Source organism: Chitinophaga sp. 10T418, assembly GCF_056394125.1.
In genome coordinates this window covers 36,897-52,766 of record NZ_JBFTHG010000011.1, presented here as the reverse complement: position 1 = coordinate 52,766, position 15,870 = coordinate 36,897, and the positions used below count along the sequence as shown (strand labels likewise).

The window sequence follows — 15,870 nt, the reverse complement described above, 5'->3', positions numbered from 1 at the left end:
ATCACTTTAAAAAGAATACCGTAATCCCATCTGCACCTGTGCACGGGAATTAAAAAAGTCAACAGAATAAGGCTTGCCCGGATTTTCAAAAGTATATACCGGGTAAGCGCCCGGATTCTGCAATGCCGGGAATACCGGTGTTAAACCTGTACTGGCAGTTGAGTTGAAAGTGTTCGGTGAAAAATACACTTTCCCCCAGTTGCTGTTCACCAGGTTAGTGAGGTTCACGATATCCACTGTGAAGGTGATGAACTGTTTACCTCCGAAATGATACTCCTGCGCAAAGTGCATATCGGCCTGGATATTCCAGGGGGTGCGACCCGCATTACGTTCCGTGAACTGTCCACGGCGGGAACGCAGGTACTTATCGCCATCAATGTAGGCATTGAAAGCAGCCGCCTGTTCTTCCGCGCTGATCGTTTTGTTCTGGAAATAATTCACGGCTTCTTCTGCTCTGGGGATATATAGTAAGCTTACCTGTTGTGGTAAACCCTGTATGCTGTTATTCACGACACCATAGGTAAAGGGACTGCCCGACTGGGCGGTAGCGAATATGGTCAGGGTACTTACCCAGGTGTTGCTCCAGGCTTTGTGGTAGGTAACGTTACCGACTACACGATGACGAACATCAAAGTTAGACCATGCCAGTCCCGGGTTGTTGGGATTCAGTGCCTGGTTCAGCTGCCAGTTACTTTCCATAGAGTTACGGATACCATTGGAGATATCTTTGGAACCGCCATAGGTATAAGCCAGGGAAGCCTGTATACCGGAAGGGAAGCTCCTGTTCACGCTACCGGTGATGCTGTAACGGTACCCCTTGCTGGTATTGCTTAACAGGTAGGCATTGGAGAAATGAGGATCTACCGTACCACCGTAAACAGGTTGCTGGCGGTCTTTATCATAACCATAATATTTCGGATCATCTTTGATGTTTACCTGCTGGAACAATACATCTTTCAATGTCTTGGTGTACATCGCTTCCACTGTGTATTTAAATCCTGCCGGGCTCACATAATCCACGCCTACACTACTACGCCATACCTGCGGCATCACAAAGCTATTGTCCAATACATCGACCTGTGTTTTACCCGCATTACGGTTATTCATCAGGGCGCCGTTCTGTTCAATAAATTGTGCAATACCATTTGGATTCGGTTTCAGCGGATCGCTGCCAGGTGCGAATGCTTTGGTATCTGCTTTCTGGTCAAAAGAGCCGTAGTTGATACCGTTGTTATAATAAGCGTAAGCTATCCAGGCGAAAGGAATGCGGCCGGTAAACAGGCCCGTTCCACCACGGATGATCAGGCTTTGGTCACCTTTCCAGTCGAAGCGGAAACCAAGACGGGGCGATACCTGTACCTTGCCCAGGTAGCCGTTGTTAATACGGTTGAGCGGCGTATAGGTGTAGGTGTTACCAAAGAAACCATCGGTATATGCATGCTGTGTTTTATCACTCAGCGCCGGCTTTTGCGGCAACCAGGTATAGTCTGCACGCAGCCCCGGAATCAGTTTCAGTTTATCCGTTACCTGTATTTCATCCTGTGCATACACGCTGTGCATATTTACGCTGAACTTCGCTTCCGGATTTTCCAGGATATAATCGCGGCTGTTGTTGGTGTAGTTATAACTACCTCTTACGCGGTAAGGGTTGTTATTGAGATAGTCTTCTATGCTCAGGTAATCCACACGGCCATTCCAGCTGTTCACGAAGCCGTAGTTGATGCGGTACAATTCATTGTGGGTACCGAGTAACACCGTGTGTTTTCCTTTCCGCCAGGTCAGGTTGTCAGAGATTTCGATGGTACGTTGTTTCATATCAAAGATGCTGGCTTCACGGTCGGTACCGAGATAAATGGTGGTACCGGGAGTGCGGCCCGCAATCTGTACCTGTGGCAACGTAGGATCGGAATCCGGGTTACGTTTGTCATGTACCACGCTGTAGCCGGCAATGAAACTGTTAGACCAGCGGCTATTGAAGCGGGACTTCAGTTCCATCACGGTGGAGCTCTGGTTATTTACCTGCTGGTAAGCCATGCTGCTGAAACGGAAATCCTGCTGATCGCGGTCCATGTTCATGGCTTTGGAGGTAATGGTATTGTTGCGGACAGACAGCTGATGTTTATCGTTGATATTCCAGTCGAGGCGGTTAAAGAACTTCTGCGAGCGGGAATAGGCGCTGTAGTTGCCGGCGGTGCCGGGATCGAAAGCAGCACCGTAGCGATCAAGCGTAGACTGACGAATCTGATCCGCCTCTTTCACGCTGAGGATATGAGCCGTTTCTGCCTGTCCTGCGAGCAATTGTGAAGGGTCCTGTCGGGAAGTAATTTCTTCGTTGGTGAAGAAGAACAGTTTGTTTTTGATGATAGGAAAACCTACTCTCACACCTGCCTGGTAATCATAAAAGTCGTTGTTCATTTTAATGCCGGTGGGGCCCTTGCCGGTGAGGGCAGCATTACGGCCAAAGCCATATACCGATCCGGTAACGGTGTTGGTACCGCTGCGGGTAACTGCGTTGATACTACCACCGGTGAAGTTACCAATCTTTACATCGAAGGGAGCGAGGTATACCTGCATGTCTTCAATCGCATCCAGTGATACCGCGTTGGTGCGGGTGCTTGAGCCGGGCATACCGGAGCTGCCGGTAATACCACCTGCAGAAGGGCTGAAGCCGATCGCATCGTTATTGATGGCGCCATCGATGGTGACGTTGTTATAGCGGAAGTTGGTACCGGCGAAGGAGTTATCCCGGGACGCCTGTGGTACCATTTTGGTCATGTCCTGCAGGCTGCGGGAAACGGTGGGCATGTTGGACAACTGGGTGCGACTGATGTTCTGACCTGCACCGAAGGTGTTGGCAGAGGCGCCTTTCTTCGTGCCTTTAATGGTCACCGCCGACAAGTCGGTACCAGCTACTGCCAATATAAAATTAAGCTGCATCGGTTCCCCGAGGCGGATGTTGAGTTGTTCTCTTTTCTGCGATTGCATACCCATCATGGTCACAGTAACGGAGTAGGGACCGCCGATACGTAAGCCGGGTAAATAGTAGCGGCCATCGGTGCCGGTGGCTACGCCGTACCTGGTACCGGAAGGTTCATGCAGGGCTACTACTGTCACGCCGATGAGTGGTTCGTTTTTATCGCCTGTGATTTTTCCGCTGAGCGTACCATTTGTTTCCTGTGCCATTGCCGGGAAACGGATACAAAGCAGGAGCGCAAAAAAATAAGCTATGTATAAAATTTTATTCATCACAATTACTCGTTTTCTTTTAACAACTGATCGATGACATGTAACACGCCATTACCGGCGATGAAATTTTCTTTGGTCACGTTGGCCGCTACTTTGTTACCGGCGCCTTTGATGGTGATGCTGGTGTATTTCACGCCTTCATTGTCTTTCAGGAGGGTAATGGCTACGTTATTTCCGTTCTGCATGGCTTGCTCCGTTTGATCGGTGGCGCCGGTGGTGAGGATATAATCGTAAATAAATTTCCGGCCGCCGAAGAAGTGATACAGCAGCAGGTCTTTTAATATTTTCGGATCTGTGCTATTGATGCTGTCTATCGTAGGAAAACCCGCAACGCGGAATGCGTTGTTAGACGGTGCAAAAAAAGTATAGGTCGAATTACCCGCGATCAATTCTTTCAGTCCGGCTTGTTGCAGGGCTACATTTAAAAAAGTAAGACTGGTATCTGCAGAAATGGCGACGGAGAGGTTGGGATGTACAAGTGGCTGCAGTACGGTATTTAATACCTGTATCATGCCATTACTGGCAGACAGGTTGTAGGCCAGTACCGGGCTACCGTTGATGGTAAGCACAGTATCCGCTCCTTTCACCCAATGTGTCACAAACATTTTAGCGCCGGTGACCGCGCTAAGTTCCTGGTTAAATTTAAACGGCAGTTTATTCAGTTCCCAGGTACCATTTACGATATGATAGGATACCAGTTTATTGAGGATGTCACCACTTTCGGTGAGCACCTGTTGGGTGCTGCTATAGCCGGCTTTGATGAACGCGTTGTTATCCGGGATCATCACGGTGTATGGTCCTGTTTGTGCCAGCATGGCGCGATAGCCTGTTCTGCCCAGGGCCGTGCTGAAAGAAGAAAAGTTAAATTTATTATCGTCGATAACGTAGGTGAGGCGATTGGTTTCGTCGGCGCCGGCAAGATTATCTTTATCCTTGCTGCAGGCGGACAACAATAATATCAGCAAACCTGTATATATAGTTCTTTTCATTTTGTCTGCTTTTTAAAAATTATCTTTTAAAGAGATCACCTACTTCATGCACTACACCGTTGATCACTCTGACATTCCCGCTCTTTAAAGGGATATAGGGATAATTAGTTCCTAATCTTTTCGCGGCGGGTTGTCCGTTGTTGCTGATAAAAGACAAGTTGATCCCTATTGGCCCACTGTTATAGGGTTGCCCTGCATACAATACGAGGCCACTGAGAGCTGCTGCATTGTTGGCGAGGTCGTTGGTAAAAAATACCGGACCTACGCGGGAGGTACCGGCAACATCTATTTGCCCTGCATTCATGACTTCGGGACCACAGGCCTGCAGTATAGAATCCATTGCGGTAACCGGCTGCTGCCAGAACATATTTTCATCATATCCCGGGTCCGGCAATGGCCAGGAACGAAGACAGTATTGCAGGATATCGTCTGCATTATGAAAACCGTTTTTGATAAATGCATCATTATCAGGTGCGAACATCGTGAACTGGAAGAATTGGGAAGATGATTTCAGGAAGGGCACTATCTGGGTCATATATACAGATTCGTAGAGACTATCGTTGATACGAAGGGCTTCCGTATATAAGCTGAATTGGGGCTGGCTTTGCAGGTATTCCCACATCGACAGTGTTGGTTTGGCCATCAGGTGATCAATAGGATAAATCACCCCATTGGTACCTTCGGTTTGCTGTCCCCATTTGCTCATGGCCATACCATTCACCAGTAAGCTATCCCCATTTTTTCCCAGGAACTGGAAATCCACATAATTTTTATACCAATCTTCTCTGTCGGCAAAAGAGCGGGATGATAAAGTAGCTACGGCCGTGTTGCCTTTGAGGGCGCTGATGTTATCTGGTTTCAGGCCAGCCGGCATTACATAAAAAGACAATAAATCGTCCAGTGTAGCGGCATCAGTGGCCTGTATTTTTGAGGATGTCCATCCGGCTTCATCGAAAGCTTTGTCGGTAGGTACGAGCAGGGTATAATACCCGCTGCCACCTTGTTTTACTTTCTGGTCCATACCGGAGTGCTGCCATGCCTCCCGGAAACGGGTATGCGAAGAAGCGGCGAGTTGCTGCTGCCAGGTTTTATCCGGGCCAGCGCCATGCGGCACGGCTGCTCCTACCGGTTCCGGTTCAATATCCTGTTTGCGGCAGGCGGCAAAAGCCAGGATCAGTAATAAGAGTAAAGATATTCTTGCTGTCATCAGTTTCATTTTTATCGCTTCATTAAATCCGGGTTCAGGAAAAGGTCATCGATCACATGCACGACACCATTGTTACAAAGATGATCTGCATTGACAAGGCCATTTTTATACTGCACAGCTGAAGGGCCTTCCTCATTGGGATACCAGGTGTTAGATTTCCATTTATAGATGCCTACGCCTCCTGTTTCTCCGCCATAAGACGGGTTGTAGTCATATGAAGGCCAAAGGGAGTATTTACCTATTTTAATTCCCCTGTCTCCCGATGGCAGATTGCTGTTGAGGAGTATTCCGTCGGCACAAAAAACATGCATCTTTCTCATTTCGAGCGGGTAAATAGCAAAAACGAGGGGATCATAATCCGCTACATTCATGGCTGCAATTTTTGCAGCCGTGATACCGTATTTATCGAAGGCGCTGTTGGCGGGAGCAAATACCGTGATAGGTTTATTGGTTTTGAGGCCGTCCCATAGATTGAACTTTTTCATGGCGGCGGCAAACAATGTTAAACTGCTATCTGCGGCAATATAATCCTGCACGGTGGCTTGTGTGAGCTTTAGCGGCTTGGCCAGTACATGGACCACCCCATTGGCTAATGGAATATTCCGCTTGCTCTCCGTCAGGATCAACGCGCCGTTTATATGAATTTCCTGATCAGCCGTTGCGGTAGGTGTTTTCAATACAGACAAATATATTTGTTCACCTGCCAGGGTAACGTACTTGTTATCCAGTTGCATCGGGAAGTTGCTGGTAAAGTAACGGTTGCGGAGGATATGATAGCGGAGCATAAAGCGCAGACTATCGGTATTCATATTAGCCACATCAGCCACTCCCTTTACCCCCATTGCGTTGAAGGCGTTGTTATCGGGTGCAAACAGGGTGAAGGGGCCTGCCTGGTTCAGCGTATCCAGCAAGCCTGTTTTTTTGAGAGCTGCCGCCAGAATGCTCAGGTCATAGTTATTCTCAATGAATGCGCCCATCTCGCGCGGCGTAGAGGTTCTGTCAATGGGCGGGATGAGATTATCTTTCCGGCAGCCTGTTACCAGTGCCAGCAGCAGCAATCCTGCCATGAACTGTTTTATGATAGAAATATTCAGCATATTGAAATAATAAAGACGTTAATAAACAGGCGGTGCAAATTTTCTTTGAATCGTGGTGATGTAAAATTTGCGGTTGATATATTCCACTGTATTCACCGTAGCAAATGAGCGTGGATTGTTGGTACCGGAGTGAATACTCACTACCAGGCCTGTACGCAAATCACATTTCACTTTAAAAGGCAGGTAAGTGGTTTTACCCTCTGCGCCATAGTCGCCCATGATAACCGCAGAAAAAACGCCTTCCGGCAGGAAACCGGGATAACCGATATTATCCGGTGAAAATCCGGCGGCATAGAACCCGAACTGCTGACTCATGTTGCCCGTAAATATTTTGTTGCTGCTGCTATCCGGGAACAAAGGGAAGCTGAAATAAGGCGCTACCACCGGTTTCAGCGAATGCACGATCTGCCCCATCGGAATCCCTCTATAGCCGGGTATCGCCACCGGTGTACTACCTGCCAGTTTATTGAGCGAGTAGTAAATATTCATGGTGTCTCTCAGCTTCGTATTGGAAACATCCGAGTTAGGCACTTTATCCGGTGCCTGGGTATAAAAATTTTGTGAACTGAGGTTATAGAAGTTCACATATACCATAGAATCGGCGAAAGGTTGTTTGGGAAATGTTTCCTGGCGCAGGTACAGGAACGGACGCTGACTGCTGTATTCTTCTACCAGTGCGTGCATAGTATATACTTCGCCGGCACTCAGGTCTATAGTGGTATCGATGAGCGTCACGCCTCTTTCCAGTCTGTCCAGTTCGAAGTAAGGTGTATTGTTCTTAGGCCTGGTCTGAAAAATGATGCGGTGTTTACCGGAAGGCACCTGCGCCCAGCTGGACAAATCATAGCCATTCACGATCGGCGCGGCCAATACTCTTTTGGTACCGGGATATTCCTTTTGCCAGAGCACATTGCTGGCGGCATCCGGGTAAGGGCGTGCCCAGCTATCGCGCTGATCGAGGAAGTCGCCGGTGATGGCAGCACTTACCGGTATCCCGTACTGGTCCAGTTCAGGATCTACCAGGAAAGCGAGAAAAGGTTGCGGCGCATCTTTATTATCGAGGGAGATGTTAAATTCCAGGCAGTTGAATACCCGCAGATAAGCGGGATTATTCAATACCACATATTCTGTTTTACGACAACTACTGACAAACAGCGCGGCCAGTAACAGTGGTAATAAAAAGTATTTATTGTTCATAAGACTACTCAATTGTTATGTTTCACAATAATCATCCGGGCTTTTTCGGTGGCGTTGGCGGCGGTGCTGCCTACCAATGCTACTGTATAAATGCCTGGCTCACTCTGTGGTAATTCCGGTGTTTTATATAGTTCCGGGCTGGCAATAAAGGCACTGCTTTTCACCGGGGCAATGTTGCGGAGCCAGTCACCCGGTGTAATACCCGGTGAAGAAGCATATGCCAGGATCGTATAAGGGAAATTGACAAGCATCCTTTCATACGGTTCATTGATGGCTGGTTGGCCAAGATACAGATGCTGTGAAGCCAGTCCTGCACCGCGAATCATTTGTCCGTTATCCTGTGTAAAAGTGACTTCACCGAGATCCGGGCAGAAGTTCATGAAGCGGATCCAGAAAGGATAAATATCTATAAACGTACCATAGGAGCCATTGTCGGTAGATGTACCACTGTAGTATTTACCACTGAGATTATTCGCCACAAAAGCAATACCGGCGGTTCCGTCCTTACGGGTATACAACCAGGCAGTCTGGTTATCTGCGGGTTGCAGATCGAGTTTACTTTCAGCTATTACCTTTCCATCTTCTCCCAAAGCTTTTACGATATGCGTACCTGTTATATAGCGATTGTAGTTGGTTTGTTTACCAAAGGTGAGCGCATTTCCCAGGGCCTGTCCGTCTACCTGCCAGCTGATTTTTTTTCCGGCGGCAACGTTCACGCCCTGTAAGCGGGCGTAGGTAATATTTACCGGCTCTGAGATATCCGCGATGACACGGAAACTATTGTTTTCTGATTTGTATGTTTCTCCATTCGGGTTACCGGTAGGAATACTCGCATCATAAGTACTGGCTACTACAATGGTATAGATACCGCCGGGCTGATATGTTTTTATCGGTGCGTAAGTGAGCCAGGTATCTTTATTACCCCCAATACCAGGTGTACCGAGTAGGTCCATCAGGGTGCCGGTAGCCGGATTCAGCACGTTGTACAGGCTGTTGGATGCCGGTACCTCCTTTCCTTCTGTACTCAACACTTTGAACTGATAGGTACCATAGGGCAGTTCCACATAATCAGAATATTTGCCGGGGGCCACATTACTCAGACCGGGTACAGCAGTACCATCTGCCAGTGTTACCGACATAGGGCCTGTACGGAGAATACCGGCAGGTATACTACCACTGTTGATAGAACTGAGATTCAGCAAACGGACCTTAAATCCGGCCGGATCTGCTGCCGGTGATATACCGCGTGGCACCACGAACAAAGAGTCCGGGAATCCGTCCGGATTAGGGCGGAAACGCACAAAGTAATAATCATTCGGATGGGCGTCATCATCTTTTGCCCGGAAGGGGCGGGCCGGCGGCACATAATTCCTGGCAGACAGGCTGCTGAACATAATACTATCCAACACCCCATTTTTCACCAGTTCACGCGGCACCGTATAGGTAGTACCTAAACGACCGGATTCCGGAAACCAGAAAGTAGCTCTTGTTTCGTTCACGCCATAGTAGCCTTCCGCATCGGGTAGCATGTAGCTGGTAAGTTTTTTTCCACCCACCGACAATTCTGTGGCTCCATATAAATTCACGAGTCGGATCGTGGAAGCCGTCATCGGCTGCTGTACCACCCGGTTATCGTAACTGTAATCCAGCTTTTTGCTACAGGCACTCATCATCACTGCAGCCGCTAAGAGTATATAAGTAGTTTTCATTTTCATCATTCAAATTTTTACAGGTTGAAAGTCAATCCCAGCATAAATTCTGTTCCGCGGTAAAAACTTCTGCGTACATATTTCTTTCCATAAAAATTTCCACCGGTACCCGGGTTGGCATACACTTCTTCCACCAGTCTGTCGAGTATATTTTTAGCGAAACCTTTTAACTGCAGGCGTTTCAGCAGTTGCTGGGAAAACACGATGTCCAGCACCGGATTAGGTCTGGAATACAGATCCGGCGTACCATCCAGGTTTACCTGGATCAGGCGCTCCCCTACCATGTTAAAAGTGGTAGTGATATCTGTACCTGTTTTGCTGTTGTTATAGTTCAGGAATACGTTCACCGAATAAGGGGCCTGTTCAAACAGCGGGCTGTTGGCAGGCGCGCGGCGATCGATGGCACGGGAAGATTCCAGTCTCTCCGGTGTTTTCTTAATTTCACTTTGTGCCAGCAATAAGTTCGATCCCAGTGAAAAGTTTTTCATCATCGGACTCAGGATGCCCAGGTTCTTTACTACCTCCAGCTCTATCCCGTACACCTTTCCTTTGTTAGGATCGTTCTGGAATTCAATGGCCGGAAATTCCGGAAAACGGGCGTTCAGCCCGGAGGAATTCTGTTTGAATACCTTTGTTAACTGGTTATTGATTTCTTTATAAAAAAGAGAGGCAGAGATCACTTCTCCCGGATGCGGGAACCATTCCCAACGGAAATCATAGTTGGTGGTATGCTGGTTTTTCAGCTTCGGATTACCTACTACCAATGCAAACTGGAAAGGATCGAAATCAAATACGTTGGTGAGCTCTCTCAGCTCCGGTCTTGCCAGCGTGGTGTTGTAGCCCAGCCGGAAGTTCATGTTCTTATTCAGTGTATAGGTAAGGTTAGCAGAGTAGTAAGGTTCGTAATCTGTTTTATAGATAGAATTCGGTTCCGTATATACCAGGTTCACTTTATTACCGCTGGCGTCTTTGGTAGTGATAGAAGGATCCAGGAACACGTTAGACGTATCCACCGCCGCCTGTATATCCGTCATTTCAAAACGCACCCCACCTGTAAAGCGCAGTTGTTGGGTGAGATGCAGATCGAGCATACCGTAGAAAGCACGGGTTTCGTAGTAGCCCTTGTAGTTGTTAGGCGACTTCTGGATGTTATATAAGAATCCACCAACGCGGGGCGCCCCTTCTTCATTATAAGATGATGGCGGGCGGATACCAATACGGTCGTAACCTACCAACTGATCCAGTTGACCATTTACTTCATACAAAGGCAATGCACCGTCGGTGGAGTAGTTAGATCCGGGGAGATAGAGTACGTTCTCTGAAAAGCTTCTTCTGCGGTGCAGGTAGTTCACTCCTGTTTTAAATTCCTGCTTTTTATCGAGGGCTTTAAAAGGGATGGTCACATCTGCCTTATAGTTGTAATTATTTTCTTTGAGATGACGGAAACGGCGACCATTCGGATCTGCCTGGATGATACCGTAAGGACCGTATCCATTTACATAACCGGATACCAGGGAATACAGACTGGGACTGGATATCACCGGCGGGGTGGCACCTGGTGTTGTTATAGGACCTGTATAAGAACTCCCGCCGTTGATGCGGTAATCTGCCAGGTTCACAAAGCGGTAATCCGGATCATCCTGTGTAGACGAAGAGCTGGCCATATTGTAGCTCAGTCTTGGTGCATATTCATTTTTTCCAAACTTATGCTCACCCTGTAAGTTAAAGGTGTTGAGTGTGCGGTAGCTTTGGCGCAAGGCATAAATGAGGTTATACACTTTGCCGGGCAGACCGGTGTACTCGTAGGCGCCGTGCAGGTTGGTGGCTCGTGTTTCCGCACCACGACTGCCCAGATACTGCATACTTATTTCGTGCTGAGGGCTGAAGCGATAAGTGAGTCCACCCAAAAATCCATAGTTGAGTGTTTGTGTGCCGGTATTTTCCTTATAGTTTAAGTACTTCCCCAGGTTGATGTTGTTAGGGGTAATGTAGTTAGGAATCACGCGGGGACTGTACAATGCGCTGTTGCCCGTTAACACGCCCTGGTATACACTATACTGGGTCAGTGATCCATCGTGGATATCGTTGGTACGGTTGTAATAGTTGGCGCCGGCTATTAATCCTACCTGGTGTTTCTTAAATACCGTGTAACTGTTGCCGTAAGTGATGGAATAGATCTGGTTTAGCGGCGCCCTTTTATATTTAGTCGTTAGTACCGGGTCAAAGCCATGCATAATTTTGTTGATGCGGTTGGCTTCTGTGAGCAGTGCAGGATCGTTGCGGCTGTTGGCGATTTTGCGTTGAATATCGCCTAATCCGTTTGGGTATTGGGAGGAGAGCTGTTGAAAATCGTTGGTCAGTCCCTTTCCTTTTACCTTTTGTCCGAGGAAGCCCATGTCGCTGTTATAGAAACTGTTGACATAGCTGCCTGTTTGCGAGTTCATACCGGATTGCACGGTGATGCTCAGCGTTTGCCGGTCGGGGACTGATTTTGTTTTCAGTTCCACGATACCGGCGGCCGCATCTGCAGGTTTATCAGAGGTAGTCGTTTTATAGATGGTGATGTTATCCAGCAGGCCGGCAGGTACCAGGTCCAGGGGAATGGCGCTTCTATCCGGATCTGAAGATGCGAGGCGGATACCATTCAGCTGACCGATCACACTACGATCGCCCAATCCGCGGATGGCCACATACTTATCATCTGTTACCGTAACACCCGACACCCGTTGTAGTGCCTGGGTGGTGGTGATGCTGGCAGTTTTTTCAATGTTCTGTGCCGAGATCCCATCGGAAATCATGGCGGAGTTTTTACGGTCGTTGAGCAGCATGGCTTCCGTGTTAGCGCGTCTGCGTGCATCTACCGTTACGGCAGCGAGGGTTTTACTGTCTGCTTTCAACAATACAGATAAAACAGGCGAATTGCCGGCCTTCACCATCTTAGTAGCGTAACCTACATAATACACTACCAGTACATCGGTGGTATCTTTCACGTCAATGAAAAAGCGGCCGGATTCGTCTGCAGTAACTACGCTGCCAGTGCTTTGCGCCATGATTTCCGCGTGGGCCACCGGGTTGTTTTTAGTTGCGTCGATGACGATCCCGCTGATGGTTCTTTTGCGGGGAGCTGTTGATTGTTTTATAATGATTTTGCGGATCACAATCTTTTTGCCGTCTACTGCTTCATACTCCAGGCCCGTATTCAGGAGCAGGTAGCCAAGTACTTCCGCTACCGTTTTATTATTCAGATCGGCATTGTATTTCTTATCCAGCACTTTGATATCAGCAGGGTTGTAAAAGAAGGTGACTCCTCCTTTCGATTGCAACTGACTGAAACATTTTGCGATGCCTTCATTCCTGAAACTGATGTTGATCTTCTGCTGTAAGACGTTGTTTTGCGCCATTGCCGGGAGCGCCATCAACAGCAGGATCCACATACATCCGTGTAAAATTTTTTCCTTCATTCGTTTGATGATTTGAGACAACAGTTAGCCGTTGCCAACAGTTGTTAGCTGTTAGCTTTTAGCAGTTAGCTTGCCACATGATTTAATACCGTATACTATTTGATTAAAATGGTTCCGTCCTTCTTTTTATGTATCGTTAACCTGTAGGAAAGGGAAATTACTTTGAGCATGTCGTCGAGAGAATCACTTTGCTCGAAGGCGCCGGTGAATTTCAAACCCGCCGTAGCCGCGTTTCCGCAGATGATTTTTACCCCGTACAATTTTTCTATCTCACTAAAAACTGCTGACAATACAGACTCATTGAACATTAACTTGTTACTGATCCAGCCGGTATTCACTTCCTGCTGTGTATATATTTTTATTTGTTGCGCTGTTTTGTTGAATACCAGCTCCTCTGCTGCACCAAGCTGCCGCGTGACCGTTTCCGCTGTTACCGCTACCCTACCCGATTTCACACTTACCCTGGGCGACTGAATACCGATACTATCCGTCACTACAAACGAAGTTCCCAGCACCTGCACTTTCAGGTTAGGGCCGGTAATAATAAAGGGGGCTGTTTCCGGGGTGACATCAAAAAATGCCTCCCCATTTACTTTGATGCAGCGTTTGGGTCCCCGGAAATATTTCGGATACATCATGGTGGTACCGCCGTTTAATACTACCACGGAGCTATCCGGCAGTATTACTTTCTTTACCTGGTACTTCAGGGCAGTCACCATTTCGATGGGTATGGGATTGAGCCAGTCCTGCAGTTCAAAGCGGTATACCATAGCTGCCACCAACAGCGATACACTCGCCGCTGCCGCCATACTATACTTCCAGATACTGGTTTTGCGGGGTTCGTATATCGCTAACCGTAAGTTGTCGAGCGCCTGCTGCCGCTGTACATCAGCATCTGCCGGAAGCTCCTTCTCCACCATGGCCTTGTCCAGCCACTGCTGTAAAATTGCCGCTTCCCTGCGGGAGGCATTTCCCGCCAGGTAGTTATCGACCATTCTTTTAAACTGTGATATATTCATCCGGAACATGCTTCTATAGATATGTTCCCGGAAAGGGAGTGCTTGTCCCGAAGAAGTACGTTAAGGAATTATTAACTGATGAATTCTATCAGTAACATGGCTACAGCAATATGGTGCCGGAGCGCCTTCAGCGCGAGGTGCAGCTGATTTCTCACTGTTTTTTCAGAGAGATTTAATTTTTGGGCAATCTCTGTAATGGATAAATGGTGACGGCGACTCAGCAGAAATATCTCCCTGGTTTTTACCGGGAGGATATTTAATTGTTCATCTATCTCCCTGAATACATCCGCTTCCTCCATCTTCTCCCAGATATCATTTAATACGGGTAATATATATTCCTGTACCCGGTCCAGTTCCTCCGGGCGGTTCATGACTTCCTGCAATTTCTTCAGCGACTGAAAACGTACAGCCTGCAGCAGGTAGCTTTCCAGCGGGCCCTTTATATTTATTCTCTCCCGCCGCGACCAGAGGGAGATATACACCAGTTGTACCACGTCTTTGGCATCATCTGCCGAGCCCAGGATCTTTAGCGCAAAGGCATATAATACCGGCCAGTGACGGTTGAAACACCTTTCAAAAGCTTTCTGATCACCGGCACGGATAAGATTGAGTAACTCGATATCTTCACTAGACTGCATGGCTGGTCGCAATTTAACAACGCGAGGCAAAATAGTGGATTTGGGGTTGCCGGGATTTTAAGTTAGTGTTATCTTTTGCCTTCCATTCTTTAATAGCCATACTGCGCCTGCCATTGCAAGCAATACAATGCTCGTCCACGCAATCTGATGCACGTTCGTTCTGGCAATAGTCATTCCCCCTACCGTTGCCCCAATGGTGACCGCCAAATTGCCACAGGAAGTAAAAATACTGTTTACGAATTCCGGTGACTCCGGCGCCGCGGAAGTAACATTGATATTGCTGATCAGGAAACCACCGGTGTGGATAAATCCCCAGATGATAATAACACCAATCATTAACTCTTTATGTGCACCCGCCGTGTACAGGATGATATGTGTTATCGCTAATGCTGTTATGAATACGATGGTAGTATTGCTGATACTTTTACTCAGCATCTTCCCCGCCAGCCAGTTGCCACCCACACCTGTAATACCAAAGATCAACAACATAGCGCTGATTTCACTGCCGCTCATGCGCGTAACGTTATCCAGGTACGCCGCCAGGTAGCCGTAACTGGCATACATCGCCGATACCATCAGACAGGCGAGTAACAACTGCGTCCATAGCTCCTTTTTCTTAAGGATACTTAGTTGGCTACTGTATGATACTTTTTCTGCCGGCATAGCCGGCAACCATACTGCCATGCCTATTCCCGAAATGACATTCACCACCACGCATAAACCGAATGCCGCCTTCCAGGTAAACAGGTCCGCCATCAACGTAGACAACGGCACGCCGAGTACACTTGCAATCGTAAAGCCGCCAAAGACGATGCCCACTGCCCTGGGCGCCTCTTCCTTCTTAACGCTGGTTGCCGCCGTGGATAACGCAATAGACCAGAACACCGGATGCAGAAATGCAGGAAGGATCCTGGCGATCAGCAACGTATTAAAATTCATCGCCTCATAAGAGATGACGTTCGAAATCGTGAAGATGCCCAGCACAAAGAGCATCGCCTTCTTTTTATCCATATTACCAAACAGCAACACCATGAACGGCCCGAAGATCGCAATCACCAACGCAAAAGCACTCAACAACCAACCGGCTTTGTCTATCGTAACCTGGAAATGTGCCGCTATCTGCGGTAAAATACCTATTACGCCAAATTCTGTTGTGGCAATGCCGAAAATGCCTAAAGCCAGTAAATAAAGTGTTCGTTTCATCCTGCTAATTTTTATGCAAATTTGCAGGGTGGGGTTCATGCTTTGAGGTTGTTTACTTTTTAGTGTGATACTTACTTTTTTGAAAGTATCTTAATCAGTTTGAG

Annotated in this window: 10 protein-coding genes; all 10 read right to left on the bottom strand. The window is 47.8% G+C overall.

From position 1 onward, the window contains the following. Nucleotides 1–6: 6 nt before the first annotated feature. Complete coding sequence (locus AC1DCV_RS26925) at nt 7–3,246, bottom strand: TonB-dependent receptor (protein WP_477026084.1); 3,240 nt, start codon at nt 3,244–3,246, stop codon at nt 7–9. Nucleotides 3,247–3,251: 5 nt separating this feature from the next. Then, on the bottom strand, nt 3,252–4,235 hold the full coding sequence (locus tag AC1DCV_RS26920) for a fasciclin domain-containing protein (RefSeq protein WP_477026083.1): 984 nt from the start codon (nt 4,233–4,235) through the stop codon (nt 3,252–3,254). A 19-nt stretch (nt 4,236–4,254) separates the two neighbouring features. After that, nucleotides 4,255–5,442: a fasciclin domain-containing protein gene (locus tag AC1DCV_RS26915; protein WP_477026082.1), complete on the bottom strand. Its 1,188-nt coding sequence runs from the start codon at nt 5,440–5,442 to the stop codon at nt 4,255–4,257. An 11-nt stretch (nt 5,443–5,453) separates the two neighbouring features. Continuing rightward, entirely contained in the window at nt 5,454–6,509 is a 1,056-nt protein-coding gene (locus tag AC1DCV_RS26910; protein WP_477026081.1) for a fasciclin domain-containing protein, read from the bottom strand. 48 nt (nt 6,510–6,557) lie between these two features. Continuing rightward, the gene (locus AC1DCV_RS26905; RefSeq protein ID WP_477026080.1) at nt 6,558–7,736 is read right to left on the bottom strand and encodes a hypothetical protein; all 1,179 of its coding nucleotides are present in this window, start codon (nt 7,734–7,736) and stop codon (nt 6,558–6,560) included. Between the two features lie 8 nt (nt 7,737–7,744). Further along, a complete protein-coding gene (locus tag AC1DCV_RS26900) occupies nt 7,745–9,445 on the bottom strand; it encodes a hypothetical protein (RefSeq protein ID WP_477026079.1) in 1,701 nt (566 codons plus the stop codon). Nucleotides 9,446–9,462: 17 nt separating this feature from the next. Further along, on the bottom strand, nt 9,463–12,906 hold the full coding sequence (locus AC1DCV_RS26895) for a TonB-dependent receptor domain-containing protein (protein WP_477026078.1): 3,444 nt from the start codon (nt 12,904–12,906) through the stop codon (nt 9,463–9,465). A gap of 95 nt (nt 12,907–13,001) precedes the next feature. Further along, complete coding sequence (locus AC1DCV_RS26890; protein WP_477026077.1) at nt 13,002–13,925, bottom strand: FecR family protein; 924 nt, start codon at nt 13,923–13,925, stop codon at nt 13,002–13,004. Between the two features lie 71 nt (nt 13,926–13,996). Further along, a complete protein-coding gene (locus AC1DCV_RS26885; RefSeq protein ID WP_477026076.1) occupies nt 13,997–14,563 on the bottom strand; it encodes an RNA polymerase sigma factor in 567 nt (188 codons plus the stop codon). Nucleotides 14,564–14,620: 57 nt separating this feature from the next. After that, on the bottom strand, nt 14,621–15,766 hold the full coding sequence (locus tag AC1DCV_RS26880; protein ID WP_477026075.1) for an MFS transporter: 1,146 nt from the start codon (nt 15,764–15,766) through the stop codon (nt 14,621–14,623). Between the last annotated feature and the right edge of the window lie 104 nt (nt 15,767–15,870).